Below are 26,852 nucleotides of genomic sequence, written 5' to 3' on the forward strand. Positions count from 1 at the left end.
TAGAGCCCACGTTGGCCCGCATCGTTCTGAAGATCGACGTCGACACGCTGCGCGGTACGCGCGAAGGCGTGCCGAATCTCGCGCGTATTTTCGACCGTTTCAAGGCGCGCGCCACTTTCCTGTTCAGCCTCGGGCCCGACCACACCGGCTGGGCGATGCGCCGCGTGCTGCGGCCGGGCTTTCTGCAGAAGGTGTCGCGCACGTCGGTGGTCGAGCACTACGGCGTGCGTCAGCTGATGTACGGCGTGCTGCTGCCCGGTCCGGACATCGGGCGGCGTGCCGCGGCCGATATGCGCGCAATCCACGAAGCGGGCTTCGAATGCGGTATCCACACGTGGGATCACGTGTACTGGCAGGACAACGTGCGCACCCGCGCGCGCGACTGGACCGTCGCGCAGATGCAGCAGAGCCATGCGCGCTTCATCGACATCTTCGGTGCGCCGCCGGCGACGCACGGCGCAGCGGGCTGGCAGATGAACGGGCACGCGTTCGAGCAGATCGACGCGTGGGGCATGCGCTACGCGTCCGACGGGCGCGGCCATACGCCTTACTTTCCGGTGCTCGACGGCAGGACGCTGAACCACGTGCAAATGCCGACCACGCTGCCGACGCTCGATGAAGTGCTGGGTGTCGACGGTATCGATACCGACAACGTCGCTGCATGGATGCTCGAGCGCACCGCGAACAATCCGGGCGACCAGGTCTTCACACTGCACGCGGAACTCGAAGGACAGAAGCTCGCACCGGTCTTCGAACAACTGCTCGCCGGATGGCGCGCGCAGGGTCACACGTTCGCGACGATGGGCGACTATCATGCCGCGCTGGACCGCGACTCGCTGCCATCGTACCCTGTGACGTGGGGCGAAATTCCCGGCCGCTCCGGCGAACTGATCGTCCAGCCTGGTTGATTGTCCTGTCGTTCATTCGTCCGATCGTTCGACCCGTCGGGCCGAACCGACGCCAGCCACGCACCCGCCCCGCTTCGACGCTCAGGTCGCGCACCGCCGCACGAAGGCAGCGGCGCGGGCCATAACAAACGAAATAAACGGAACCAACGGAGAACCTCGTGCCCATCGCAGTCGACCAACCCGTCCCCGACTTCACCGCGCCCGCCACCGGCGGAGATTTCACGCTGTCAGGTCTGAAGGGCAAGAAGGTGGTGCTGTATTTTTATCCGAAGGACAACACGCCGGGCTGCACGACCGAAGGTCTGCAGTTTCGCGATCTGTATCCCAAATTCAAGAAGGCCGGCGCGGAAATCGTCGGCGTGTCGCGGGACAGCGTGCGCTCGCATGAAAATTTCAAGGCGAAGCTCGAATTACCGTTCCCGCTCGTGTCCGATGCGGACGAAGTGCTGTGTTCCCTCTTCAACGTCATCAAAATGAAGAAAATGTATGGCAAAGAGGTACGTGGAATCGAGCGCTCCACGTTTCTGATCGACAGCGGCGGCGTACTGCGCCACGAGTGGCGCGGCGTCAAGGTGCCGGGTCATGTCGATGAAATTCTGGAGGCTGTACAAGCGCTGTGAGGCGCGTTATATTGGGCCGCGATGAGTGCCTGTCCACCCCATTCTTTTCACCGTTGCGCCGGATTTCGCGCTGCCCGCGTCGAGATCGCGAGGCGCACCGTGATAACCGAAGTCGAGCCGCTTGTCCCGGTTGCCGGGACGGCGGCTTTTTTAATTGTGCGCAGCCGTTCTTTCATGCGCCGGCGCACGCTCGTCAAGGAGTCGATCGAAGACCAGGCGAACCGGCATCTCTAAACCGAAGCGCGCCACCGGGCGCAAACTGCGTGCGCATCATGAGCACCGGCAGAATGCGACAGGCGGCGCACGATATGCGACCCGATTTCTTCGAGGGAAACCATGCCTTTGCCTACCCCGCCCAGCAAGCTCGGCAATCTGCTGCCGCCTGAGGAATACAAGGCGAAAGCCCAGCCGGCGAAGTCCGCCAGGAAAGCGGGCAGCGCCGCAGAACAGGCAGCGTCGGCCGAATATGCTCCGGCGAACGTCGCCACTCCGATGACCCACGCGGCCAATGCCGCGACGACGTTGCGCCCCGTTCCGCCGACGGCCGATTCCGCCGGTGCCAACAACGATTCGGCCGCGCCCGCCCGTAGCCGCAAGAGCCGCCAGACCGCGGCGCTGCTGCAGCCGGTACCGTCCGCGCAGCCCGTCACCGCACCTTTTGTCGAACCCGCCGAAGCGCCCGTGGCACGCTCGACGCGGCAGCCTGCCAGCCAGACGGTCACAGCGCCCGCAGCCCGAGCCCCCGCACCACGCGGTGCCGGACAGAAAGGCAGCCGGCAGTCCGGCGTGGTCGAGGTCCGCAAGCTGTTCGTGCTCGACACGAACGTGCTGATGCACGACCCGACCTGCTTGTTCCGCTTCGAAGAGCACGACGTCTATCTGCCGATGATGACGCTCGAAGAGCTCGACAACCACAAGAAAGGGATGTCGGAAGTCGCGCGGAACGCACGCCAGGTGAGCCGCACGCTCGACGCGCTGGTCGCGAACTCGGGGCCGATCTCGGAAGGCATTCCGCTGTCGCGCCTCGGCAGCCGCGAGGCCGCCGGTAATCTGTATTTCCAGACCAAGCTGACGACCATCGAGGCGGTCGAAGGCCTGCCGGAAGGCAAGGCCGACAACCAGATCCTCGGTGTGGTGCGCGCACTGCAGCGCGACCGCGCCGACCGCCAGGTCGTGCTGGTGTCGAAAGACATCAACATGCGGATCAAGGCGCACGCGCTCGGCCTGCCCGCGGAAGACTACTTCAACGACCAGGTCCTCGAAGACAAGGATCTGCTGTACACAGGCATTCGCGCGCTGCCGCAGGACTTCTGGACGAAGCACGCGAAGGGCATGGAGAGCTGGCAGGACACGAAGACCGGCACGACGTACTACCGGGTCACGGGTCCGCTGTGCGCGTCGATGCTCGTCAACGAGTTCGTCTTTCTCGAGCCGCAGAATGGCGAGCCGGCGTTCCACGCGCTGGTGCGTGAGCTGAACGGCAAGACCGCGCTGCTGCAGACGCTGCGCGACTACGGCCATCACAAGAACAACGTGTGGGGTATCACTGCGCGCAATCGCGAGCAGAACTTCGCGCTGAACCTGCTGATGAATCCGGACATCGATTTCGTCACGCTGCTCGGCCAGGCCGGTACCGGCAAGACGCTGGTCGCGCTCGCGGCCGGCCTCGCGCAGGTGCTCGACGAAAAGCGCTACAACGAGATCATCGTCACGCGCGCGACGGTGCCGGTCGGCGAGGACATCGGCTTCCTGCCGGGCACCGAGGAAGAGAAGATGCAGCCGTGGATGGGCGCATTCGACGACAACCTCGAAGTCCTGCAGAAAACCGACGACGCAGCCGGCGAATGGGGCCGCGCCGCGACCCAGGAACTGATCCGCTCGCGCCTGAAGATCAAGAGCATGAACTTCATGCGCGGCCGGACGTTCGTCGACAAGTATCTGATCATCGACGAGGCGCAGAACCTTACGCCGAAGCAGATGAAGACGCTGGTCACGCGCGCGGGTCCGGGCACGAAGATCATCTGTCTCGGCAACATCGCGCAGATCGATACGCCGTACCTGACCGAAGGCAGTTCGGGGTTGACGTACGTCGTCGACCGCTTCAAGGGTTGGGCTCACAGCGGTCACGTGACCCTCGCGCGCGGCGAACGCTCGCGGCTCGCCGACTACGCGTCCGACATCCTGTAGCGTCTCCCGGATCGCGACCGGTTTTGACCGGTCGGCAGTGTCCGCACAAGCGCCCGGCTTTATCGCCGGGCGTTTTTATTTGTCCGGCCCCAATTGAGCGCCCGTACCACAACGTTCCCGTCGAACAACACTTAGCGCTGGAACTTCAAGTAAATTATCAAGAATTCTTGCCCCGGCCCCTATCGACGGGCTACCATCCGGTCATCGTCCGCTTTAAGCGAGCGTTTAGCACGCTCCGGTTTTTCATGCGCCGACTCGCGTTTTCGCTGCTGATCGTCATGCTGCTCGCTGCGTGTTCCAGCGCGCCTCAGCGCAGCACGTCGCGCGGATCCATCAGCGCGCCGGTCGCGGGCAACGCGTACCGCACTGCCCCGCCGGGCTTCCCCCATTTCGTCGATCACAGCGTCGGGCGCGAGGAAATCTCGATCCAGGCGATGAGCCTCGTCGGCGTTCCATACCGCTGGGGCGGCAATACGCCGGAGAGCGGGTTCGATTGCAGCGGGTTCGTTCGCTACGTGGTCGAACGGTCGGCGTCCGTCAATCTGCCGCGCACGACCGCCGACATGAGCGGCCGCGGCGAGTCGATCGACCCGGACGAAGTCGCGCCCGGCGATCTGATCTTCTTCAACACGACCGGCCGGGCTCACTCGCACGTCGGCATCTACGTCGGCAAACTGCGCTTCGTCAATGCACCGTCGACCGGCGGCACCGTGCGGCTCGACTACCTGACGAATCCGTACTGGGCCAAACGCTTCGACGGCATCCGCCGGGTCGCGCCGCCGAAGGCCACGCCGTTCGATACGCCGACCTACGACGCGTCGGTGGCGCCGGATAAGGCTGTTGCTCCGGCAGCGATGGCTGCCGTGGCAGCGCCAGCGATGGCCGCGGCGCCCATGCCGCGGACCGCAGTCATCCAGACTCAGCAGCCGCTCACCGCGAGCGTTGCACCGCCGCCGCAACCGGCAACCGCTGCCGCAGCCGCCGCCGATCCGTTCGAACCGCCGCCGCCCGGCATGAGCGCCGCGCAGATGCAGGCCCGCGCGGCCGGCGCCGTGACGCCCGCGACCGTATCCGCAACCCCCGCACCTTCGCAGCCCGCCAACGTCCCCGCAATAGCCACGACCAGCGAACCGGGCCCGTCGATCGCCACGGCCCGTCCGTCGTCACCCGACCCGATCGACTCGGCCGCCGACGCGTTCGAGCCGCCACCGCCCGCCGCCGTCGCGGCCCGCCAGGCGCAACAGGCACGGCAGGAAGGGGATGCGGAACCGGTGCAGATCATGCGCGCGTCGACCGCTTCGCGTCCGCAGCCCGCCCCCACGCAGACCGGCGACGACCCGATCGCCCGCTTCGCGAACGGTAGTTACTGAACCCGCCTTCACCCCGCTTATGACCGTCGCAATGCGCCGCAGCGCGCGCAACCGGCGCGCGTCTGCTATCGTCGTCGATATCATTCGAACGGAGTAGCGGCGATGGATCTCGGGCTCGAAAACAAGGTTGTTCTGATCACCGGCGGCAGCAAGGGCATCGGCCTCGCGTGCGCCCGCGCATTCGCCGCCGAAGGCGCGAAGGTCGCGATCGTCTCGCGCGATCCGGCCAATCTCGCTCGGGCCCGCGAACAGCTCGCGGCAGAAGGACTGCACGTCCATCTCACCCGCGCGGATCTGCACGATCCGCACAGCGCCGCGGACGTCGTCGAAGAAGCGGCAACGGCACTTGGCCCGATCGACATCCTGATCAACAGCGCCGGCGCCGCGCGCCGCTACGACCCGGAAACGCTCGACGCCGCCGCGTTCAAGGCGACGATGGAAGCAAAATACTTTCCGTATATCTATCCGCAGCAGGAAGTGCTGCGCCGGATGGCCGAGCGCGTGAAGGCCGGTGACGGGTCCGAGCCCGGCACGATCGTCAACATCATCGGTATGGGCGGCAAGTTTGCGAGCGACATCCATATCGCCGGCGGCGCGGCGAACGCGGCGCTGATGCTGGCGACGGTCGGGCTCGCGCACTACTACGCGCGCTACGGGATCCGCATCAACGCGATCAATCCGGGCGCGACGCTCACCGAGCGGGTCGGCGAAGCGCTGAAGCTGGAAGCGGACGCGCAGGGTATCGATACTGCCGAGGCGCAGGCCCGCGGCGAGGCGCGCGTGCCGCTCGGGCGCTACGCGAAGCCGGAGGAAATCGCCGACGTGGCGCTGTTTCTGGCCAGCCGCCGCGCGAGCTATGTAACGGGAGCGCTCGTCCCGATGGACGGCGGTAGCACGCCGCTGATCTGAACGCGGTCTACGCGGGTCACAGAAACCGGTGACCCAGCCACCAGCCCGCCGCAGCCAGCGCGGCCGACGCCGGAATGGTCAGCACCCACGCCCACACGATATTGCCGGCGACACCCCAGCGCACCGCGCTTAGCTTCCGTGTCGCGCCCACGCCGACGATCGCGCCGGTGATCGTGTGCGTCGTCGATACCGGGATGCCGAGCCACGACGCAAGGAACAGCGTGATCGCACCGCCCGCTTCCGCGCAGAACCCGCCGGCCGGCTTCAGCTTCGTGATTTTCTGCCCCATCGTCCGCACGATGCGCCAGCCGCCGAACAGCGTGCCGAGCCCCATCGACAGATAGCACGCGCCGATTACCCAGATCGGCGGTGCGTCGGCGCTGGCCGATGTGTAGCCTGTCGCGATCAGCAGCATCCAGATGATGCCGATGGTCTTCTGCGCATCGTTGCCGCCGTGCCCGAGACTGTAGAGCCCCGCCGACACCAGTTGCAGACGGCGGAAGCGCCCGTTCACCTTGCTTGGCGGCGTGCGGAAATAGATCCACGACACCGCCAGCATGAAGAACGAGCCGAGTACGAAACCGAGCAGCGGCGACAGGAAAATGAATACGACGGTTTTCAACAGGCCATCGACGTTGAGCGCATGCCAGCCCGAACTGGCAAGCGCTGCGCCGACGAGACCCCCGATCAGCGCATGCGACGAGCTCGACGGGATGCCGTAGTACCACGTGACGATGTTCCATCCGATCGCGCCGACCAGTGCGCCGAACACGACGTAGTGATCGACGATGCCCGGATCGATCGTGCCCTTGCCGACCGTCTGCGCGACTTTCAGATGGAAAATGAAATAAGCGATGACGTTGAACGCGGCGGCGAATGCGACCGCCTGTTGCGGCTTCAGCACCCCGGTGGACACGACGGTCGCGATCGAATTGGCCGCGTCGTGGAAGCCGTTCATGAAATCGAATACGAGCGCCACGGCGACGAGCGTGGCCACGGTCCAGATGGCGAGTTGAATCGAATGCATCAGGCGTTTTCCAGCACGATGCCTTCGATGATGTTCGCCACGTCCTCGCATTTGTCGGTGATCGACTCGAGCAGTTCGTAAATCGCCTTGAGCTTGATCAGCGTCTTGACGTCGTCTTCCTCGCGGAACAGCTTCGACATCGCGGACCGCAGCACGCGGTCGGCCTCCGATTCGAGCCGGTCGATCTCCTCGCACGCCTTCAGGATCTGGCTCGCCTGCTTCATGTCGGACAGCATCGCGACGGCCGATTGCACCTGTTCGGACGTGGCCGTGCAGATGTGCGCGAGCTGGCTCGCCTCGGACGTAACGGCCTGCACGTCGTACAGCGACACGGCGGTCGCGACATCCTCCATCAGGTCGAGGATGTCGTCCATCGTGGTAATCAGCTTGTGGATTTCGTCGCGGTCGAGCGGCGTGATGAAGGTCTTGTGCAGCAGGTCGATGGTTTCGTGCGTGAGCTTGTCGGCGGCTTTTTCCGCGGTCTGCACGTTCTGCTTGTGGATTTCGGCGTCCGCGAGGTTGTCGATCAGCAGTTCGAGTTCGTGACTCGCCGAGACGATGTACTTTGCGTGCTGGTTGAAAATCTCAAAGAACTTGCCCTCGGTGGGCATGAATCGACCGAACATGGAAATCCTGGGAAGGGGTCAAAGGCTGTCACAAAACGGCAACATTGTACCGTCGCGAGGCCGTTGCGGCACCCCTTCCTTGACAAGGCCGGTGCGAAAGACGCGACCGGCCGGTTCGTTGCAGACTCGCTGCAGGTTCGTTAATCGCCGCCGTGAAAGTGCTGCGCGCCCGCGAAGTTGTCGAACTTCGTGTACTGGCCGTGGAACGTCAACCGCACGGGGCCGATCGGCCCGTTCCGCTGCTTGCCGATGATGATTTCGGCGGTGCCCTTGTCCTGGCTGTCCGGGTTGTAGACTTCGTCGCGATAGATGAACAGGATGATGTCCGCATCCTGTTCGATGGCGCCCGATTCGCGCAGGTCGGACATGATCGGCCGTTTGTTGGGGCGCTGTTCGAGTCCGCGGTTGAGCTGCGACAGCGCCATGACCGGCACGTCGAGTTCCTTCGCGAGGCTCTTCAGCGAACGCGAGATTTCGGAAATTTCGGTGGCCCGGTTTTCGCCCTGGGACGAAGAACCGGACATCAGTTGCAGGTAGTCGACGATGATGAGCCCGAGCTTGCCGCATTGCCGCGACAGCCGACGTGCGCGTGAGCGCAGTTCCATCGGGTTCAGAGCGCCGGTTTCGTCGATGAAGATCTGCGCCTCGCTCATTTTCTGCACCGCGTGCGTGAGCTTCGGCCAGTCCTCGTCGGTCAGGCGACCTGTACGCATCCGGTGCTGGTCGAGACGCCCGACCGAACCGAGCATCCGCATCGTCAGCTGTGTGCCCGGCATTTCCATCGAGAACACCGCGACCGGCAGCCCATACTCGACCGCGACGTATTCGCCGATGTTCATCGAAAACGCGGTCTTGCCCATCGACGGCCGCCCCGCCACGATGATCAGCTCGCCGCCGTGCATGCCCGACGTCATCCGGTCGAGGTCGACGAAACCGGTGGGCGTGCCCGTGACGTCGCTCGGATTCGCGCTGTGGTACAGCGTGTCGATGCGCTCGACCACCTGGGTCAACAGCGGTCCGATCTCGAGAAAGCCCTGCGTGCCACGCGCGCCGTCTTCCGCGATCGAAAACACCTTCGATTCGGCTTCGTCCAGCAATTGCCGGACTTCCTTGCCTTGCGGGTTGAACGCGTCGGCGGAAATCTCGTCCGCGACCGACACGAGCCTGCGCAGCACCGCCCGGTCGCGCACGATCTCGGCATAGCGCCGGATGTTCGCCGCGCTCGGCGTGTTTTGCGCGAGCGCGTTGAGGTACGCGAGACCGCCGACGTCGTCTGCCTTGCCCGCCGTGCCGAGCGCCTCGTAGACCGTGATCACGTCGGCCGGGCGCGTCGCAGCGATCAGCCGCCCGATGTGCTCGAAGATGATCCGGTGGTCATAGCGGTAGAAATCGCTCTGCGACAGGAAATCCGCGATGCGGTCCCACGCGGCGTTGTCCAGCAGCAAGCCGCCGAGGACCGACTGCTCGGCCTCGATCGAATGTGGCGGGACTTTCAGCGATTCGATTTGGGGATCTTTCGGTGCGTTCATGGAGGGGAATTATCGGGCAAATACCCGCCGCGGGAAATGCCTGTGAAGGATGTCGGACGGGTATCGCGATCATGCCGGCCTGCACATCCCGGTCAGCACATCAAAAGCCACGCGGAGAACAAAAAAGGCAGGGGCCGGTTTCCCGGCCCCTGCCCTGTACTGCCTGTGCTTCACGCTGCGCGCCGGCTCTCGCCGACGCGAGTCGCTTTACACGTGTTCGCCCAGCACCGACACCGTGACGTCGATCAGCACGTCGGTGTGCAGCGAGACCTGCACCGGATGGTCACCGACCAGCTTGAGCGGGCCTTCCGGCAGACGGACCTGCGCCTTTTCGACGGCGAAGCCCTGCTTGCCGAGCGCTGCGGCGATGTCGGCGTTCGTGACCGAACCGAACAGACGGCCGTCGACACCAGCCTTCTGCGCGATCTGGACGGTCAGGCCGGCCAGCTTTTCGCCTTGCGCCTGAGCGGCAGCCAGCTTTTCACCGGCGACCTTTTCGAGTTCCGCACGGCGGACTTCGAATTCGGCGATCGCGGTCTTCGTGGCGCGGCGCGCCTGCTTTTGCGGGATCAGGAAGTTACGTGCGTAACCGTCCTTGACCTTGACGATGTCGCCCAGGTTACCCAGGTTGACGACTTTTTCCAGAAGAATGATCTGCATTCGGATGCTCCTTGTAGCGTCGTCGGGTTAGGCCTTGTGCTGGTCGGTGTACGGCACCAGCGCGAGGAAACGCGCGCGCTTGATAGCCGTATCCAGCTGACGTTGATAGTGGGCCTTGGTACCCGTCAGACGCGCTGGCGTGATCTTGCCGTTTTCGCCGATGAAGTCCTTCAGCGTTTCGATGTCCTTGTAGTCGATCTGATCGACATTGGCAGCCGTGAAACGGCAGAACTTCTTGCGCTTGAAGAGCGGGTTTTGTTGCTGACGACGCTTGTCGAATTTCTTACCAGTCGGGCGGGGCATGATTAGTCCTTTCCTGTGTCCTGCAATTCTGTGATGTGAAACACCAGGGTTCTGGCGTTGCGGCTTTTCTTCGCGAGAAAACCGGTGAAGAGCGTTTCGACGCCCATCGCGCAGTTTTCCAGCTTGCCGCTCGCTTCGCCGGCAGCCACCGCCTGCATCGTCAGTTCGATCTGCCGGGTAATACCGGCTTCGACGACTTCTGCGTGGTGGTGCAACGTACAACTCGCGATCGGAACGCCGGCGGGGGTATACCGCACCGGTTCGCGTTCAACGACGCTCGCCTTAAGCTGCAGCCTGTTCACGTAAGCGACGCGTTTCCCTGATGGCTTGTGTCTTTAAGCCTGCGCTTCGGACGGCTGGGCAGCCGCCTTCTTGGCTTCTTCGCGCTGCACTTCCTTCATCATCGGCGACGGGCCGGTTTCGGCCTTCTTCTGCTTGACGATCAGGTGACGCAGAACGGCGTCGTTGAACTTGAACGCGTGTTCGAGTTCGTCGAGCGTGGCCTGGTCGCATTCGATGTTCATGCAGACGTAGTGAGCCTTCGCGAGTTTCTCGATCATGTAGGCCAGCTGACGGCGGCCCCAGTCTTCGATGCGGTGGATCTGGCCACCGTGCGACGTGATCGTGGTCTTGTAACGCTCGATCATGGCGGGAACCTGCTCGCTCTGATCGGGGTGCACGATGAATACGATTTCATAATGACGCATACACACTCCTTGTGGATTAAAGCCACCCGAGCGTCTAACCGGTGTGGCAAGTGAGAAGCCCGAGATTCTAACCCGGCTGGCCCGTAAAAGGCAACGCTTATCTGGTCCCGGACGCCGGTTTCGGCCGTATTTTCAACGACTTGGCGCGGGCGGGCAGCTCTTGCCCCATTTCAGGCCGCGCTACCCGACGCTGCTCCAGTAGTCAGGCCGCGCGTAGACCTCCTTCAGGTAGTCGATGAAATAACGTACCTTCGCCGGCACGTAGCGCTGCTGCGGGTACACCGCGAGGATGTCGTAGTCCGGCAGCGCGTAGTCGTCGAGCACCGTTTCGAGCTCGCCACGCGCAAGCTGCTGCTGGATCTCCCACGTCGAACGCCAGCCGATCCCGAGCCCCTCGGACACCCAGCGATGCAGCAGCTCGCCGTCGTTGCAGTCGAGCGTTCCGCCGACCCGCACCGTCACCAGCTTGCCGTTGCGCCGGAAGTACCAGCCGCGGTTCTGGCCGCCCTGCAGATTGAACGCGAGGCAGTTGTGCTGCGGCAGATCGTCGAGCGAGCCCGGCTTGCCGTGCTTGCGGAAGTACGCGGGCGTGCCGCACACCACGCGCCGGTTGGTCGCGAGCTTCACCGCGACGAAGTTCGGATCGACCGCGCCGCCGATCCGGATCGACAGGTCGTAGCCTTCGCGCACCAGATCGACGACCCGGTCGGTCAGATTGAACGACACCTGCAAATCCGGTTTGTCGACGAGAAACACGGGTGCAAGCGGCGCGACGTGCTTGCGGCCGAACGCGGCTGGCGCGGACACGATCAGATGGCCACTAACCGCCCGGCGCCCCGCCGTCAGCTCGTTTTCCGCCTGATCCCATTCGGTGAGCAACCCGCGGCAGCGTTCGAGGAACGCCGCGCCTTCCTCGCTCACGACGAGCCGGCGCGTCGAGCGGTACATCAGCTTGACGCCCAGTCGTTTCTCGAGCGCGTCGATACGCCGCCCGAGTATCACCGGCGATACGCCCTCCTCCAGCGCAGCCGCGGCAAGGCTACCCGCATCGGCGACGCGCACGAAGGTTTCGATCTGCTTGAAGCGGTCCATCGTTGTCTCCTGCCGGTGCTGCGCGCCGCGACGGCCGCACCGCAATTCCATACTTTTTGTTTCGAAACAAGCAACCCGCGCTGATCTTATCAAACCTTTGAGTGGCGCCTAAAGTGCGCTCAACAGCCTTTGCAGGCATTTCCCGTATTTGCAACGTAGAGCGATATTTCAGGAGACATTTCCATGACCAGGATGAGAGCCGTCGACGCAGCCGTACTCGTGCTCGAAAAAGAAGGCATCGACACCGCGTTCGGTGTCCCGGGCGCCGCGATCAACCCGCTCTACTCCGCGTTGCGCAAGGGCGGCGGCATCAGCCATGTGCTGGCCCGCCACGTCGAAGGCGCGTCGCACATGGCCGAGGGCTACACGCGGGCCGCGCCCGGCAACATCGGCGTGTGTATCGGTACGTCGGGGCCTGCCGGCACCGACATGATCACGGGCCTCTACTCGGCGCAGGCCGACTCGATCCCGATTCTCGCGATCACCGGTCAGGCGCCGCGCGCGCGGCTCTACAAGGAAGACTTTCAGGCCGTCGACATCGAATCGATCGCGAAGCCGGTGACGAAATGGGCGGTGACCGTGCGCGAACCCGCGCTCGTGCCGCGCGTGTTCCAGCAGGCGTTCCATCTGATGCGCTCGGGCCGTCCGGGGCCAGTGCTGATCGATCTGCCGGTCGACGTACAGGTCGCGGAGATCGAGTTCGACATCGACACGTACGAGCCGCTGCCGGTCTACAAGCCCGCGGCGACCCGCAAGCAGGTCGAGGCCGCGCTGACGATGCTCAACGATTCCGAAAAGCCGCTGATCGTCTCCGGCGGCGGCGTCCTCAATGCTGCGGCCGAGGACCTGCTCGTGAAGTTCGCGGAAACACTCGGCGTGCCAGTGATTCCGACGCTGATGTCGTGGGGTGCGATTCCCGACGACCATCCGCTGATGGCCGGCATGGTCGGTCTGCAGACGTCGCATCGCTACGGCAACGCGACGATGCTCGCATCCGACTTCGTACTCGGCATCGGCAACCGCTGGGCGAACCGTCACACCGGCAGCGTCGAGGTCTATACGAAGGGCCGCAAGTTCGTGCACGTCGATATCGAACCGACGCAGATCGGCCGCGTGTTTGGACCGGACCTCGGCATCGTGTCCGACGCGAAGCTCGCGCTCGAACTGTTCGTGCAGGTCGCGCAGGAATGGAAGCGCGACGGCAAGCTGAAGGACCGCAGCGAATGGGTCGCGGATTGCCAGCAGCGCAAGCGGACATTGCTGCGCAAGACCCACTTCGACAACGAGCCGATCAAGCCGCAGCGCGTGTACGAGGAAATGAACAAGGCGTTCGGCCGCGATACCTGCTACGTGAGCACGATTGGTCTGTCGCAGATCGCCGGCGCGCAGTTCCTGCACGTGTACAAGGCGCGCAACTGGATCAACTGCGGTCAGGCCGGCCCGCTCGGCTGGACGATTCCGGCGGCGCTCGGTGTGCGCGCGGCCGACCCGCAGCGGCCGATCGTCGCGCTGTCGGGCGACTACGACTTCCAGTTCATGATCGAAGAACTCGCAGTTGGCGCGCAGTTCAAGCTGCCGTACGTGCATGTGGTCGTGAACAACTCGTACCTCGGGTTGATCCGCCAGGCGCAACGCGCGTTCGACATGGACTACTGCGTCCAGCTCGCGTTCGAGAACATCAATGCGCCGGAACTGAACGGCTATGGCGTCGATCACGTCGCGGTCGCCGAAGGCCTCGGCTGCAAGGCACTGCGCGTGTTCAAGCCCGAAGAGATCGCACCGGCGCTGAAGAAAGCGCAATCGATGCTGTCGGAGTTCAACGTGCCGGTGGTGGTCGAGGTGATCCTCGAGCGCGTAACCAACATTTCGATGGGCGCCGAGATCGACGCGATCAACGAGTTCGAGGAACTGGCCGAGACGCGCGAAGATGCGCCAACCGCGGTCAGCCTGCCCGACTGAACGACCCTGCAAGTGCATTAACTACTGACCGACCAGAGAGAACCCGCAACATGCCTAAATTTGCTGCCAACCTCACGATGCTGTTCAACGAAGTCCCGTTCCTCGACCGCTTCGCGGCCGCGGCGAACGCCGGCTTCGACGCCGTCGAGTTCCTGTTCCCGTACCCGTTCGCGGCCGCCGAGCTGGCGGAGCGGCTCGAACGGCATAGCCTGAAGCTCGTGCTTCACAACCTGCCCGCGGGCAACTGGGAGGCAGGCGAACGCGGGATCGCCTGCCTGCCATCGCGTGTCACGGAGTTTCAGGAAGGCGTGAGCCGCGCGATCGACTACGCGAAGGCACTGAAGGTGCCGCAGCTGAACTGCCTCGTCGGCATTCCGACCGCCGACGTGACACGCGACGCCGCGCTCAAAACGATCGTCGAAAATCTGCGTTTCGCCGCGCTCGCGCTGAAAAAAGAAAACATCCGGCTGCTCGTCGAGCCGTGCAACGCGTACGACATTCCCGGCTTCGCGCTGAACCGCTCGGCCGAGGGTCTCGACGTGATCCGCGAAGTGGGATCGGACAACCTGTTCCTGCAGTACGACATCTATCACATGCAACGAATGGAAGGCGAACTCGCGGCGACGATCAAAAAGAATCTGCCGCAGATCGCTCACATTCAGCTCGCCGACAACCCGGGACGCAACGAACCGGGCACCGGCGAAATCAACTACCCGTTCCTGTTCGATCTGCTCGATTCGCTGGGCTACGACGGCTACGTCGGCTGCGAATACAAACCGCGCACCACCACTTCCGAGGGCCTCGGCTGGCTGCAGCGCGTTGCAAAACGCGCGCACGCCGCCGCCTGACAGCGCAACGCACCCGCACGCATCGGACACGATCGACACGACCCCACTCTGGAGACTCAACGCATGGCAACCATCGGTTTCATCGGCCTCGGCATCATGGGCGCGCACATGGCGCGTAACCTTCTGAAGGGCGGCCACACGCTGATCGTCAACGGCGCCTACCCGGTGCCCGACGATCTGCAGGCGAGCACCACGGTCGCCGCGAATTCGACCGCGGTCGCGCAGGCCGCCGACATCGTGATCTCGATGGTCCCGGACACGCCCGACGTCGAGAACGTGCTGTTCGCCGACGACGGCGTCGCGAAGGGACTGACGAAAGGCAAGCTCGTGATCGATATGAGCTCGATCTCGCCGCTCGACACCCAGGCCTTTGCGAAGAAGATCAATGCGCTCGGTTGCGACTATCTCGACGCGCCGGTGTCCGGTGGCGAAGTCGGTGCCCGCGAAGCGACGCTCACGATCATGGTCGGCGGCCCGCAAAAATCGTTCGACGTCGCGAAGCCGCTGTTCGACCTGATGGGCAAGAACATCTCGCTGATCGGCGACAACGGCGCGGGTCAGACGTGCAAGGTCGCGAACCAGATCATCGTCGCGCTGAACATCGAAGCGGTCGCGGAAGCATTGCTGTTCGCCGCGCGTTCGGGCGCCGATCCGGAACGCGTGCGTCGCGCGTTGATGGGTGGCTTCGCATCGTCGCGGATTCTCGAAGTGCACGGTGAACGCATGACGAAGCGCACGTTCAATCCAGGCTTTCGCATCGAGTTGCATCAGAAGGATCTGAACCTCGCGCTCGACGGCGCTCGCAAGCTCGGCATCGCGTTGCCGCACACCGCGAGCGCACAGCAGTTGTTTAGCGTGTGCGCGGCGAACGGCGGCAAAGGCTGGGATCACTCGGCGATGATTCGCGCGCTCGAACTGATGGGCAACTTCGAAATCGCCCAGGCGCCGCAGGAAGCGAAGGCGGCCTGAGCAAAGCGTATAGAGGCTAGCGGAGCAATCCGGTAGCTTGCAGGTGGGGCGTCCACTGACAGCATGCGGCACGCATGGCGTCAGTGGACTAATCAAACCGCTCTGGGCTGAGAGCGGTGAGTGGGGTCCGCAGCGGCACCCGGCGACGCCGGGGAAGCCTTGGTCGGTCAGACGTCGTCGTCGGGTGTCCGGCTGTCGGATTTCATCACGCTGCCACAATCTTGACGGGCAGCATCGAGATGTACGTCACCACCGCTGCATCGCGTGCTCGTATCGAGCATATCGCAGATTCGCAACGCGCTATCTAACAAACGTTCACACTATCCGGCTGGACCCTCGCCTACATTCTTCCTACAATCGAACGGCTTCACACCGGCTTTGCGCTGCGCTTCGCGTTGCATATTCGATGCTCGATGAGCGTTGCGCACAAGCCGTATCGGGCCGCAGATTTCCCGAGTCTTTTCAACCTCGTTAGGAGAATGATCGATGGGTATTCTCAGCTTCATCAAGGAAGCCGGCGAAAAACTGTTCGGCGCTGCCGCAGCACCTGCCGCAGACGCCGCCGCGCCAGCCGATCTGGATGCGTTGAACAAGACCGCCGGCGACGCGATCGCCACTTACATCCGTTCGCAAGGTCTCGACGCCGACAACCTGCAGGTCACCTACGACGGCTCGAGTCACGCCGTGACCGTGTCGGGCAACGCAGCGGATCAGGACACGAAGTCGAAGATCCTGGTCGCAGCCGGCAACGTGCAGAACGTCGACAAGGTGGACGACCAGTTGACCGTCACCAACCCCGCACCGGAGCCGCAGTACCACACCGTCGCGTCAGGCGACAATCTGTGGAAGATCGCGGAAAAGTACTACGGCAGCGGCGCGAAGAACGACCTGATCTTCCAGGCCAACACGCCGATGCTGAAGAGCCCGGACAAGATCTACCCGGGTCAGGTGCTGGTCATCCCCGCCGCGCAGTAACGCCGCCAGTCGTTCGTCCCGCATGCAGACGTGCCTTGGGGCACGTGCTGTGTGCGGGACAAGCTCCCCGCTCCCACGTCAGTTCAAATCAATACGTATCGAATGCGCGTTGGAGCGCGGTCGGTCCGCTCGTGCCCATCGCGAGCGTGAGCATCAGCAGTACGCGCGCCTTGTAGGGGTTCAGCGAACCCGCGGCGACGAAGCCGAGCGCATCGTCGGATGCGGCGCCGTTGCGCATCACGTGGCCCGAGCCGACGCGCGAGGCGCGCACGACCGCGACGCCGTGCGCGACCGCATCGACAAGCGCCTGCTGCACGGTCGCGTGAATCGAGCCGTTACCGGTGCCCGCAACGACGATCCCGCGCACACCCGCATCGACCAGCGCGTCGACCGGCACGCGCGACGCGCCCGCATAGCTCGACACGATGTCGACAAGCGGCCAGTTGGCGCCCACCGAGAATTCGCTTGCCACCGTATGCGGCCGCATCGCGCTGCGATGAAAATCGACGCGGCCGTCCTGCACCCAGCCGAGCGCACCGACTTCCGGCGACTGGAACGCGTCGATCGCATAGGTACTCGTCTTCACGACGTCGCGCGCGCTGTGAATCCGGTTGTTGAAGGCGACGAGCACGCCCTGCCCGTGCGCGGCCTGGCTCGCCGCGACCGTCACCGCGTTCAGCAGATTGAGCGGACCGTCGGCGGACAGCGCAGTCGACGGTCGCATCGCGGCCGTCAGCACGACAGGCTTCGTGCTCTTCACCGTCAGGTGCAGCAGGTAGGCGGTTTCTTCGAGCGTGTCGGTGCCGTGCGTTATGACGATGCCGTCGACCGCGTCGGTCGCGAGCAGCACGTTCACGCGTTGCGCGAGCGTGCTCCACAGCTCGAGCGTCATGTCCTTGCTGTCGATGCTCGCGATCTGCTCCGACTGGATCTGCGCGACCGACGACAGCGACGGCACCGCGTCGAGTAGTTCCCCGACGCCGATCACGCCGGCCTGGTAACCCGCGGTGCTGGTCGCATCGGACGACGAACCGGCGATCGTGCCGCCGGTCGCGAGCACGACGATACGCGGCAATGCGGCGGATGCAGAAGCGGAAGAGGAAATCGAAGTATTCATGGCCGCGATTGTAAGCGAAGCGCGGCCATGTCCGGTCAGTGACGCGGCCGCGTCAGGCGACCTCGCGCAGCTGGCTCGCGATTTCAGCTTCGTTCAGATGCGGCGCGAACATTTCGATCAGGCGGTACGCATACGCGCGCAGGAACGCGCCCTTGCGCAGGCCGACGCGCGTCGTGCTCGCCTCGAACAGATGCTGCGTGTCGAGCGCGACGAGTTCGGTGTCGCGCTTCGGATCGTAGGCCATCGCGGCCACCACGCCGATCCCCATGCCGAGCTCGACGTAGGTCTTGATCACGTCGGCGTCGATCGCGGTCAGCACTACGTCCGGCAACGCGCCCACTTTCGCGAACGCCTGATCGATATGCGAGCGCCCTGTGAAGTCCTGGTCGTAGGTGACGATCGGGTACTCGGCGATTTCGTCGAGCGACAGATTTTCCCGGCCGACGAGCGGATGCCCCTTCGGCACGACCACGATGTGATGCCACGAATAGCACGGGAACGTGACGATGTCCGGATAGCGGTCGAGCGCCTCGGTCGAAATGCCGATGTCCGCCTCGCCGTTGATGATCATCTGCGCGATCTGCTGCGGACTGCCCTGGCGCAGCGCGAGATGCACCTTCGGATAGATCTCGGTGAAGCGGCGCACCACCTTCGGCAGCGCGTAGCGCGCCTGCGTGTGCGTCGTCGCGACGACCAGATGGCCGCTGTCCTGATCCGCGTACTGGCGCGCGACGCGCCGCAGGTTCTCCGCGTCGAGCAACATCCGCTCGATCAGTTGATGCACGGCCTTGCCCGGTTCGGTCAACCCGGTGAGGCGCTTGCCGCGTCGAATGAAGATGTCGACGCCGAGTTCGTCCTCGAGGTCCTTGATCTGCTTCGAGACACCCGACTGCGACGTGTACAGCACGTTCGCCACTTCGGTCAGGTTCATGTTCTGGCGCACGGCCTCGCGCACGAAGCGCAATTGCTGAAAGTTCATTTTTATATCTCCGTTTCGGCCAGAGGGTTCGTCAGGTTATCGATGTGTTGCCGCGTCACGGTGCCGGGAACACGCGCAGTGCGCGCGGGACCGCAGTCACGCCGTCGCCGATGCCGAGCTGCAGCTCACGCCACGATTCGCGGTCGAGTTCCGCTTCGAGCACGTTGCCCTCGCGGCCTTCGAGCTCGACGCGCACCGAGCCGCCGAGCGTCACCACGCGCCGCACGCCGACCACGATGCCGTCGCGATGGCCTGCGGCCTGTGGGTACAGCACGAGATCATGCGGACGCACATACGCGAACGCGAGCCCTTCGAACGCGGCCTCGATCGCGATCGGCTTTGCCGCACCGTCGACGACAAAGCCGCCCTGCGCGACGCTGCCTCTCAGCCGGTTCGCCGCGCCGAGGAATTCATAGACGAACGACGTCTGCGGATGATCGTACACGTCCTGCGGACTACCCACCTGCTCGACGTGCCCGTGATTCAGCACGACGATGCGATCCGCGACTTCGAGCGCTTCTTCCTGATCGTGCGTGACGAAGATCGTCGAGATATGCAGGTCGTTGTGCAGACGACGCAGCCAGCCGCGCAATTCCTTGCGCACCTTCGCGTCGAGCGCGCCGAACGGTTCGTCGAGCAGCAGCACTTTCGGTTCGACCGCGAGCGCACGCGCGAGCGCGATCCGCTGCCGCTGACCGCCCGAGAGTTCCGACGGATAGCGCTGCGCGAGCCAGTCGAGTTGCACGAGCTTCAGCAGTTCATGCACCTTCTCACGAATCACCGCTTCCGACGGCCGCTCTTTACGCGGCTTCACGCGCAGCCCGAACGCGACGTTCTCGAACACCGTCATGTGGCGAAACAGCGCGTAATGCTGGAACACAAAGCCGACCTGGCGCTCGCGCGCACCGACCGTCGCGACGTCTTGTCCCTGCAGCACGACCTGGCCCGCGTCCGCGTATTCGAGACCCGCGATCACACGCAGCAGCGTCGTCTTGCCGCAGCCGGACGGCCCCAGCAGCGCGACGAGTTCGCCGGGCGGAAAGTCGAGCGACACGTTGTCCAGCGCGACGAAATCGCCAAAGCGCTTTTGCAGGTTGCGAACGATGATGCCCATGACTTACCACTCCCCTTGAACCGTTTTCCGAACCGCTTGCTGCGACGTATTTGTTGCGGGCGCGGGCCGCGTGGATAAACCCGTCGCCGGCCCCGCATGCGCAGGCACGGCCCGCGCATCGGTGACCTCCGCGGACATATGGCGCTCGGCGAGCAACTTCAGACCGAGCGTCACGAGCGCGAGCAGTGCAAGCACGGAGGCCACCGCGAACGCCGCCGCGAAGTTGTATTCGTTGTAGAGAATCTCGACGTGCAGCGGCATCGTGTCGGTCTGCCCGCGAATATGGCCCGACACCACCGACACCGCGCCGAATTCGCCCATCGCCCGCGCGTTGCACAGGATCACGCCGTACAGCAGCCCCCACTTCACGTTCGGCAGCGTCACGCGACGAAAGATCTGCCAGCCGGACGCGCCGAGCACGTGCGCCGCCTCTTCCTCGTCGTTGCCCTGCGCCTGCATCAGCGGAATCAGCTCGCGCGCGACGAACGGGAACGTAACGAAGATCGTCGCGAGCACGATGCCGGGCACCGCGAAAATGATCTGCACGTTGTGATCCTGCAGCCACGGACCGAACCAGCCCTGCGCACCGAACAGCAACACGTAGACCAGACCCGAGATCACCGGCGACACCGAGAACGGCAGATCGATCAATGTGGTCAGCAATGCCTTGCCGCGGAATTCGAACTTCGCGATCGCCCACGATGCTGCGAGACCGAACACCAGATTCAGCGGCACCGCAATCGCAGCGGTCAGTAGCGTGAGCTTGATCGCCGACACCGCGTCGGGGTCGGCTAACGACTCGAAATAGAAGCCGATGCCCTTGCTCAGCGCTTGCGCAAACACGGCGACGAGCGGCACGACGAGAAACAGCGTGAGAAACAGCAGCGCGATGCCGGTCAGCAGCCAGCGCACCACGCGCGACTCGGTGACGGGATCAGGGCGACGAGCGAGTTCGTGGCTCATTGCGCGCCCCCTGCTGCGGCAACCGTCGTACCCGTGCTCGCGACCGGCAGCGACGGCGCAGTGCGACCGCGTCCGGTGCGGCGCTGCAGATACCACTGCAGCGTGTTGATCAGCAGCAGCATCAGGAACGACACGACCAGCATCACGACCGCGATCGCCGTCGCGCCCGCGTAGTCGTACTGTTCGAGCTTCGTGATGATCAGCAGCGATGTGATCTCGGACTTCATCGGCACGTTGCCCGCGATGAAGATCACCGACCCGTATTCGCCGAGCGCACGTGCGAACGCGAGCGCGAAGCCGGTCAGCAGCGCGGGAAGCACGGCCGGCAGTACGACGCGGCGAAACGTCAGCCAGCGCGACGCGCCGAGGCACGCGGCGGCTTCTTCCTGTTCGCGCTCGAACTCCTCGAGCACCGGCTGCACGGTGCGCACGACGAACGGCAAGCCGATGAAGGTCAGCGCGACCAGCACACCGACCGGCGTGAACGCGATCTTGATGCCGAGCGGCGCGAGGAACTGGCCGATCCAGCCGTTGCCCGCATACACCGCCGCGAGCGAAATGCCCGCGACGGACGTCGGCAGCGCAAACGGCAGGTCCACCACCGCGTCGACGATCCGCTTGCCCGGGAACGAGTAGCGCACCAGCACCCACGCGACCAGAAAGCCGAACACCGCATTGATCAGTGCGCCGCCGAGCGCAGCGGTGAACGTCAGCCGGTACGATGCGAGCACGCGCGGCGAACTCACGGCGCGCATGAACTGCGACCAGTCGAGCGTCGTGGTCTTCAGAAAGGTCGCCGCAAGCGGAATCAGCACCACGAGGCTCAGATACGCCACCGTGATGCCGAGCGTCACGCCAAAACCGGGCAATGCGCTCGGTTTGCGGAAAGTGAACGTCGTCATGCCGATACTCTGTCAGGGTTGGGTGCCGCGGACCCGTCAGGGCCGGTGTCGTACCAGTCGATTCGCGCGATGCATCTGGCCGAAAAGCGCGCCCGGGGGCGCGCTTGCCTGATATCGTCGCGCGAATCGCCGTGTACAAAGCCCGGCTCTCCGCGTTCCGCTTCGTTATGTCCTGCGTGTTACGTATTGCGCGTTTCGTCCTGCTACTGCGGCTGGTAGATCGAGTCGAACACTCCACCGTCCGCGAAGTGCGTCTTCTGCGCATTCGCCCAGCCGCCGAACGTATCGTCGACCGTGTACAGCTTCAGCTTCGGAAACTTGTCGGTCAGCGACGCCGGCACCTTGGTCGAACGCGGGCGATAGAAGTTCTTCGCGGCGATCTCCTGGCCTTCGTCGCTATAGAGGAAGTTCAGATACGCCTCGGCGAGCTTGCGCGTACCGTGCCTGTCGACCACCTTGTCGACGACCGCGACCGGCGGCTCGGCAAGAATGCTCACCGACGGCACGACGATCTCGAACTTGTCTGGACCGAATTCCTTCAGCGACAGGAACGCTTCGTTTTCCCACGCGATCAGCACGTCGCCGATGTCGCGCTGGACGAAGCTCGTCGTCGCCCCGCGCGCGCCCGAATCGAGCACGCCGGCGTTCTTGTACAGCTTCGACACGAATTCCTTCGCCTTCTGTTCATTGCCGCCTGGCTGATGCAGCGCGTACGCCCACGCGGCGAGATAGTTCCAGCGTGCGCCGCCCGAGGTCTTCGGATTCGGCGTCACGATCGACACGCCCGGCTTCGTCAGATCGTCCCAGTCCTTGATGTGTTTCGGGTTGCCTTTGCGCACGAGGAACACGATCGTCGACGTGTACGGCGATGCGTTGTCCGGCAGACGCTTCTGCCAGTTCCTGTCGATGAGCCCCTTGTTCGCGAGCGCATCGATGTCGTAGGCGAGCGCGAGCGTCACGACGTCCGCCTGCAGGCCGTCGAGCACCGAGCGCGCCTGCGCACCCGAGCCGCCGTGCGACTGCTTGAACGTCACGCTTTCACCGGTCTTCGCCTTCCACTCCTTGCCGAATGCCTGGTTGATGTCCTGATAGAGCTCGCGAGTCGGGTCGTACGACACGTTCAGCAACGTCGTGTCGGCATGCGCGTGCGGCACGACGCCGACGACGGCCGCAGCGCCGAGCGCCAGTGCGACGAAGAAATGCTTTGCCCCGTGCGTCGCCCGTTGCCCGAGCCCCGTGATCCGATGAGTCATCCAGTTTCTCCGTTGTGTGGTCTATGCCGGTGCCGTTGTTCTGAGCGTGCCTTGCACCCGTCTATTGCACCCGTCCAGCAGGTCGAAACCAGTCTATCGAAGGGCTTTCATCATTAAAAATAATGTTTCTTCATTCTTTAATACGTAAAAGTGGTAATGACGGCTGGGCGTGGCGTTGCGGCATGAAAACGGATGTTTTGACGGCGGATTCCGGTGCTCGGGCGGCGGCCTGCGGCGACGAACTTAAAGTAACGCTTGATATGCGCCCGATACTGTATAAAAATACAGTCACCTGTCTATCCATACAGTGGCGCCATGACCAAACTCACCGCACGACAGCAAGAAGTTTTCGAGCTCATCCGCCGCGCAATCGAGCGCACCGGCTTCCCGCCCACCCGCGCGGAGATTGCCGCGGAACTCGGCTTCAGTTCGGCCAATTCCGCGGAAGAGCATCTGCGGGCGCTCGCGCGCAAGGGCGTCATCGAGCTGGCGGCGGGCGCGTCGCGCGGCATCCGCCTGATTCCCGGCCCGGACGATCTGCCGCATCAGTTCACGTTGCCCCACACAAGCCTGATGCAGCTGCCGCTGATCGGGCGTGTGGCGGCCGGTAGTCCGATCCTCGCGCAGGAGCACATCTCGCAGCACTACGCATGCGACCCGGCGCTCTTCTCGAGCAAACCGGATTACCTGCTGAAAGTCCGAGGGCTGTCGATGCGCGATGCGGGCATCTTTGACGGCGACCTGCTTGCCGTGCAGAAAAAGAGCGAAGCGAAAGACGGCCAGATCATCGTCGCGCGGATCGGCGACGACGTCACGGTGAAGCGCCTGAAGCGCCGGCCGAACGGCATCGAGCTGATCGCCGAGAACCCCGATTACGAGAACATTTTTGTTGAAGCCGGGAGTGGCGACTTCGCGCTCGAAGGCATCGCGGTAGGGCTGATCCGGCCCACCGAATTCTGAACTGTCGCCTGGAGAGATTCATGGAACGCTTTGCCCGCCTGCTGCCTTTTCGCCAGTTCGGACGTTTGCGTCATCTGCGCGGCGTCGTCCCCTGCGCACCGCTCGAAACGGCTGGCACGCCGTCTCTGTTCGATAGCGCGCCGTCTGGTCAGTCTTCTTTGCCTTCGTCGCTACCGGCCTTTGCGCGCGTCTCGTTGAACGCGTCGCTCAACGCCGAACCGGCGCGCCGTGCACCGGTGCGCGTGTATCACGGGCCGAAGCGGCTCATCATGGTGGGCACCGTCGACGCGGTATGCCGGATGATCGATCGCGCGATCGCCGAGGAGCGCGCGGGCCTGCAGGGCGCGCTGTTCGAGTAACGTTGTGCTTCGTTCGGCGGGACGGTTATCGCAACGAATGTGTGCCGCGTACCTGCCTCGGGATATTTTTCGTCACCGGCGCTGTCCACATCATGTCGGGCCTGTCGTCACGGGCCACCCCGTCGCTTCAAAGGAGAACGTTGCGCAATGGCCGGTTCCGTACGCATGACCCGTCGCTCCGAACGAGGAAGCCTTCGCCGGACGTCGATCATTACGCTCGTCGTGCTCGTGGTGATTGCACTACTCGGGTTCGGCTACGCATCGCCGTATCTTGCGCTCGACCGGCTGAAACGCGCCGCCGATGCACGTGATGCGGCGACGGTCAATCAATACGTCGATTTCCCCGCGTTGCGTGAGAGCCTCAAACAACAGGTCACCGCGCTGCTTACGCGGCGTCTCGATTCGCAGAGCAACGGTAATCCGCTGGCGGCGATTGGAGCGATGATCGGTGTCGCACTGATCGGTCCGCTCGTCGATGCATATGCGACTCCTGACGGCGTCGCGGCACTATTGAATGGCATTCCACCGCGCGGCGAACCGGGCGAGCGTCCGCCCCCGCCTCCGTCACCCCCGCAGTCATCCGATGCAACGCCGCCTGCTCAAGCGCAGCCACAGCAGCCGGCCGCGAAAGATACGCAATCGCCTCAGCAGCCTCCCCAACCGCCGCAGACCACGGCCGGTTATCGCGGCATCAACGAGTTCGTCGTTACATACCAGCACGGTGTCGGCGACACGCGGTACTCAGCCATCCTGCATCGGGACGGCCTGTTTTCGTGGAAGCTGGCTGCCGTCGATCTGAACGCACACTAACGCCGGATATGCGCGGCGCTTCACGCCGCCGCGCGCTGCTCCTCTACCGACGAGCACGCCACCAGAATGCTGCACGACACGCGATCGAGCAGTTGCGTATTGCCCGCGCCCATCCACCAGCGCGACAAACCCGTGCGACATCGATGCCCGACTACGACCAGGTCGACCTGCAGTTCGTTGGCGAGACTCGCGATCTCGTCGATCGGATGGCCGAATGCGAAATGACCTTGTGCACTCACGCCGCGCTCGGTCAACCAGGTGACTCCTTCCTGAAGAATGTCGCGCGCGGTCTTTTCGAAACTGCCGCATGCAACATCCGTCAGCAGGCCGGCGCTCTGCGCGATGCTGGAACGCATATCGACGACAGACAGCAGGTGCGTCTCGGCCTTCAGATCCAGCGCGAGATCCGCGCCGCAACGTAACGCCTTACGACCCTCTCGGGAGCCGTCGTAACACAACAGGATTTTCTGGTAGCTCGCCATGATGATCTCCGTCCGCGCCTATCGCGGGGCTTTGATCCAATCATGGTGCGCCGCAATTCAGGTTGCAAGGGATGGAAAACGCCAGGTATGTCCGGCCCCGATATGGGGCATGCGGCACTGCAGAAGCGCACGTCACACACGCCCCACACTACCCAACGGCCGCCGCGATCGGCACGCCGATGCCCTAGAATGGCAACCCTCGCCGGTCACCTGCTTTCTTGATGCGTTGCACCGGCACATCGTTTGCGGAGTTTTCATTGTCCATGTCGCCCATGTCAGATGCCGCCATCGAGTTTCACGAGATCCGCAAGCATTACGGCGAAAAAACCGTCGTCGACGGCCTGTCGTTTCACGTGCGGACCGGCGAATGCTTCGGCCTGCTCGGCCCGAACGGCGCAGGCAAGACAACCACGTTGCGGATGCTGCTCGGCATCGCCGCACCCGATGCGGGGACGATCCGCCTGTGCGGCGAACCGATTCCCGCACGCGCACGATTCGCGCGGATGCGCATCGGCGTCGTGCCGCAGTTCGATAACCTCGATCCGGATTTCACGGTCAGCGAGAATCTGCTCGTGTTCGGCCGTTACTTCGGTTTGAGCGCTGCGCAGACGCGCGCGCTGGTACCGTCGCTGCTCGAATTCGCTCGGCTCGAGAGCAAGGCTCACGCACGCGTCAGCGAACTGTCGGGCGGCATGCGACGGCGCCTCACGCTCGCCCGCGCGCTCGTCAACGATCCCGACGTGCTGATCATGGACGAGCCCACCACCGGTCTCGATCCGCAGGCGCGTCATATGATCTGGGAGCGTCTGCGTTCGCTGCTCGCGCGCGGCAAGACGATCCTGCTGACCACACACTTCATGGAAGAAGCCGAGCGGCTCTGCAACCGGCTGTGCGTGATCGAGGAAGGACGCAAGATCGCAGAGGGCGCGCCCGCCGACCTGATCGCGTCGGAGATCGGCTGCGACGTGATCGAGATCTACGGCCCGGACCCGCTCGCGCTGCGCGACGAACTCGCGCCACTCGCGGTGCGCACGGAGATCAGCGGCGAGACGCTGTTCTGCTATGTCGAGGACGCACAACCGGTGCACGCGAAGCTCGCGCAGCGCACCGATCTGCGCTACCTGCATCGGCCGGCGAATCTCGAAGACGTGTTCCTGCGCCTGACCGGCCGCGAAATGCAGGACTGACCGAACTCGCCTGCAAGACTCGACACAACAAACGGAC

The 26,852-nt window shown here is 64.0% G+C and carries 29 protein-coding genes; 14 read left to right on the plus strand and 15 right to left on the minus strand.

Features of this window, described 5'->3' with window-relative positions:
* The first annotated feature begins 11 nt into the window (after window positions 1-11).
* From ACREXZ_RS06520 to ACREXZ_RS06545, 6 genes are all read left to right on the plus strand, one after another.
* Window positions 12-908 (plus strand): 4-deoxy-4-formamido-L-arabinose-phosphoundecaprenol deformylase, encoded by an 897-nt coding sequence (locus tag ACREXZ_RS06520; RefSeq protein ID WP_431763219.1) that lies wholly within the window; start codon window positions 12-14, stop codon window positions 906-908.
* Between the two features lie 158 nt (window positions 909-1,066).
* Window positions 1,067-1,528, plus strand: a complete 462-nt coding sequence (locus ACREXZ_RS06525; RefSeq protein ID WP_431763220.1) for a peroxiredoxin — start codon at window positions 1,067-1,069, stop codon at window positions 1,526-1,528.
* 99 nt (window positions 1,529-1,627) lie between these two features.
* Window positions 1,628-1,762, plus strand: coding sequence for a hypothetical protein (locus ACREXZ_RS06530; protein WP_431763221.1), 135 nt, complete (start codon window positions 1,628-1,630; stop codon window positions 1,760-1,762).
* A 102-nt stretch (window positions 1,763-1,864) separates the two neighbouring features.
* On the plus strand, window positions 1,865-3,715 hold the full coding sequence (locus ACREXZ_RS06535) for a PhoH family protein (RefSeq protein WP_431763222.1): 1,851 nt from the start codon (window positions 1,865-1,867) through the stop codon (window positions 3,713-3,715).
* A 245-nt stretch (window positions 3,716-3,960) separates the two neighbouring features.
* Window positions 3,961-5,085: an NlpC/P60 family protein gene (locus tag ACREXZ_RS06540; protein WP_431763223.1), complete on the plus strand. Its 1,125-nt coding sequence runs from the start codon at window positions 3,961-3,963 to the stop codon at window positions 5,083-5,085.
* 102 nt (window positions 5,086-5,187) lie between these two features.
* Entirely contained in the window at window positions 5,188-5,994 is an 807-nt protein-coding gene (locus ACREXZ_RS06545; RefSeq protein WP_431763224.1) for an SDR family NAD(P)-dependent oxidoreductase, read from the plus strand.
* 16 nt (window positions 5,995-6,010) lie between these two features.
* Here the strand turns inward: ACREXZ_RS06545 and ACREXZ_RS06550 are convergent, their stop codons facing one another.
* From ACREXZ_RS06550 to ACREXZ_RS06585, 8 genes are all read right to left on the minus strand, one after another.
* The gene (locus ACREXZ_RS06550; RefSeq protein ID WP_431763225.1) at window positions 6,011-7,021 is read right to left on the minus strand and encodes an inorganic phosphate transporter; all 1,011 of its coding nucleotides are present in this window, start codon (window positions 7,019-7,021) and stop codon (window positions 6,011-6,013) included.
* Window positions 7,021-7,647, minus strand: a complete 627-nt coding sequence (locus tag ACREXZ_RS06555) for a DUF47 domain-containing protein (RefSeq protein WP_431763226.1) — start codon at window positions 7,645-7,647, stop codon at window positions 7,021-7,023. The genes ACREXZ_RS06550 and ACREXZ_RS06555 overlap by 1 nt, the downstream gene beginning before the upstream one ends.
* Window positions 7,648-7,787: 140 nt before the next feature.
* Window positions 7,788-9,176, minus strand: a complete 1,389-nt coding sequence (locus ACREXZ_RS06560; RefSeq protein ID WP_431763227.1) for a replicative DNA helicase — start codon at window positions 9,174-9,176, stop codon at window positions 7,788-7,790.
* Window positions 9,177-9,383: 207 nt separating this feature from the next.
* Window positions 9,384-9,836 carry a 50S ribosomal protein L9 gene (gene rplI, locus ACREXZ_RS06565; protein WP_431763228.1) on the minus strand — a complete coding sequence of 151 codons (453 nt, stop codon included), beginning with the start codon at window positions 9,834-9,836 and terminating at the stop codon, window positions 9,384-9,386.
* A 27-nt stretch (window positions 9,837-9,863) separates the two neighbouring features.
* Complete coding sequence (gene rpsR, locus ACREXZ_RS06570; RefSeq protein ID WP_431763229.1) at window positions 9,864-10,139, minus strand: 30S ribosomal protein S18; 276 nt, start codon at window positions 10,137-10,139, stop codon at window positions 9,864-9,866.
* Window positions 10,140-10,141: 2 nt separating this feature from the next.
* A complete protein-coding gene (gene priB, locus ACREXZ_RS06575; RefSeq protein ID WP_431763230.1) occupies window positions 10,142-10,441 on the minus strand; it encodes a primosomal replication protein N in 300 nt (99 codons plus the stop codon).
* Between the two features lie 33 nt (window positions 10,442-10,474).
* Window positions 10,475-10,846, minus strand: a complete 372-nt coding sequence (rpsF, locus tag ACREXZ_RS06580) for a 30S ribosomal protein S6 (protein WP_431763231.1) — start codon at window positions 10,844-10,846, stop codon at window positions 10,475-10,477.
* A 180-nt stretch (window positions 10,847-11,026) separates the two neighbouring features.
* A complete protein-coding gene (locus ACREXZ_RS06585) occupies window positions 11,027-11,938 on the minus strand; it encodes a LysR family transcriptional regulator (RefSeq protein WP_431763232.1) in 912 nt (303 codons plus the stop codon).
* Between the two features lie 183 nt (window positions 11,939-12,121).
* On the opposite strand from ACREXZ_RS06585, the gene gcl reads away from it, so the two are divergent.
* The 4 genes from gcl to lysM all read left to right on the plus strand — a co-directional run bounded on the left by gcl (window position 12,122) and on the right by lysM (window position 16,689).
* A complete protein-coding gene (gcl, locus tag ACREXZ_RS06590) occupies window positions 12,122-13,897 on the plus strand; it encodes a glyoxylate carboligase (protein ID WP_431763233.1) in 1,776 nt (591 codons plus the stop codon).
* 50 nt (window positions 13,898-13,947) lie between these two features.
* Window positions 13,948-14,745: a hydroxypyruvate isomerase gene (gene hyi / locus ACREXZ_RS06595; protein ID WP_431763234.1), complete on the plus strand. Its 798-nt coding sequence runs from the start codon at window positions 13,948-13,950 to the stop codon at window positions 14,743-14,745.
* Window positions 14,746-14,793: 48 nt separating this feature from the next.
* The gene (locus tag ACREXZ_RS06600; RefSeq protein WP_431763361.1) at window positions 14,794-15,714 is read left to right on the plus strand and encodes a 2-hydroxy-3-oxopropionate reductase; all 921 of its coding nucleotides are present in this window, start codon (window positions 14,794-14,796) and stop codon (window positions 15,712-15,714) included.
* Window positions 15,715-16,200: 486 nt separating this feature from the next.
* On the plus strand, window positions 16,201-16,689 hold the full coding sequence (gene lysM, locus ACREXZ_RS06605; RefSeq protein WP_431763235.1) for a peptidoglycan-binding protein LysM: 489 nt from the start codon (window positions 16,201-16,203) through the stop codon (window positions 16,687-16,689).
* Between the two features lie 88 nt (window positions 16,690-16,777).
* Here lysM and ACREXZ_RS06610 read toward each other — a convergent pair whose 3' ends face one another.
* The 6 genes from ACREXZ_RS06610 to ACREXZ_RS06635 all read right to left on the minus strand — a co-directional run bounded on the left by ACREXZ_RS06610 (window position 16,778) and on the right by ACREXZ_RS06635 (window position 23,017).
* Window positions 16,778-17,806: an asparaginase gene (locus ACREXZ_RS06610; RefSeq protein ID WP_431763236.1), complete on the minus strand. Its 1,029-nt coding sequence runs from the start codon at window positions 17,804-17,806 to the stop codon at window positions 16,778-16,780.
* Window positions 17,807-17,858: 52 nt separating this feature from the next.
* Window positions 17,859-18,785: a CysB family HTH-type transcriptional regulator gene (locus ACREXZ_RS06615; RefSeq protein WP_431763237.1), complete on the minus strand. Its 927-nt coding sequence runs from the start codon at window positions 18,783-18,785 to the stop codon at window positions 17,859-17,861.
* Between the two features lie 55 nt (window positions 18,786-18,840).
* Window positions 18,841-19,899, minus strand: a complete 1,059-nt coding sequence (locus ACREXZ_RS06620; protein ID WP_431763238.1) for a sulfate/molybdate ABC transporter ATP-binding protein — start codon at window positions 19,897-19,899, stop codon at window positions 18,841-18,843.
* Window positions 19,900-19,902: 3 nt separating this feature from the next.
* Entirely contained in the window at window positions 19,903-20,862 is a 960-nt protein-coding gene (gene cysW / locus ACREXZ_RS06625; RefSeq protein ID WP_431763239.1) for a sulfate ABC transporter permease subunit CysW, read from the minus strand.
* Window positions 20,859-21,764 (minus strand): sulfate ABC transporter permease subunit CysT, encoded by a 906-nt coding sequence (gene cysT / locus ACREXZ_RS06630; RefSeq protein WP_431763240.1) that lies wholly within the window; start codon window positions 21,762-21,764, stop codon window positions 20,859-20,861. Before cysT ends, cysW begins: the two co-directional genes overlap by 4 nt.
* A gap of 203 nt (window positions 21,765-21,967) precedes the next feature.
* Complete coding sequence (locus ACREXZ_RS06635) at window positions 21,968-23,017, minus strand: sulfate ABC transporter substrate-binding protein (RefSeq protein ID WP_431763241.1); 1,050 nt, start codon at window positions 23,015-23,017, stop codon at window positions 21,968-21,970.
* Window positions 23,018-23,332: 315 nt separating this feature from the next.
* Between ACREXZ_RS06635 and lexA the strand changes: the two genes are divergently transcribed.
* The 3 genes from lexA to ACREXZ_RS06650 all read left to right on the plus strand — a co-directional run bounded on the left by lexA (window position 23,333) and on the right by ACREXZ_RS06650 (window position 25,146).
* Window positions 23,333-23,977 (plus strand): transcriptional repressor LexA, encoded by a 645-nt coding sequence (gene lexA / locus ACREXZ_RS06640; protein ID WP_431763242.1) that lies wholly within the window; start codon window positions 23,333-23,335, stop codon window positions 23,975-23,977.
* Window positions 23,978-23,997: 20 nt separating this feature from the next.
* Window positions 23,998-24,336 carry a hypothetical protein gene (locus tag ACREXZ_RS06645; protein ID WP_431763243.1) on the plus strand — a complete coding sequence of 113 codons (339 nt, stop codon included), beginning with the start codon at window positions 23,998-24,000 and terminating at the stop codon, window positions 24,334-24,336.
* A 165-nt stretch (window positions 24,337-24,501) separates the two neighbouring features.
* The gene (locus ACREXZ_RS06650) at window positions 24,502-25,146 is read left to right on the plus strand and encodes a DUF2939 domain-containing protein (RefSeq protein ID WP_431763244.1); all 645 of its coding nucleotides are present in this window, start codon (window positions 24,502-24,504) and stop codon (window positions 25,144-25,146) included.
* Between the two features lie 20 nt (window positions 25,147-25,166).
* Here the strand turns inward: ACREXZ_RS06650 and ACREXZ_RS06655 are convergent, their stop codons facing one another.
* A complete protein-coding gene (locus tag ACREXZ_RS06655; RefSeq protein ID WP_431763245.1) occupies window positions 25,167-25,628 on the minus strand; it encodes a universal stress protein in 462 nt (153 codons plus the stop codon).
* A gap of 272 nt (window positions 25,629-25,900) precedes the next feature.
* Between ACREXZ_RS06655 and nodI the strand changes: the two genes are divergently transcribed.
* Window positions 25,901-26,815 carry a nodulation factor ABC transporter ATP-binding protein NodI gene (nodI, locus tag ACREXZ_RS06660; protein WP_431763362.1) on the plus strand — a complete coding sequence of 305 codons (915 nt, stop codon included), beginning with the start codon at window positions 25,901-25,903 and terminating at the stop codon, window positions 26,813-26,815.
* Window positions 26,816-26,852 lie beyond the last annotated feature (37 nt).

Origin of the sequence: Paraburkholderia sp. (genome assembly GCF_050742655.1) — a bacterium.
In the GTDB taxonomy this organism is placed as follows: domain Bacteria; phylum Pseudomonadota; class Gammaproteobacteria; order Burkholderiales; family Burkholderiaceae; genus Paraburkholderia.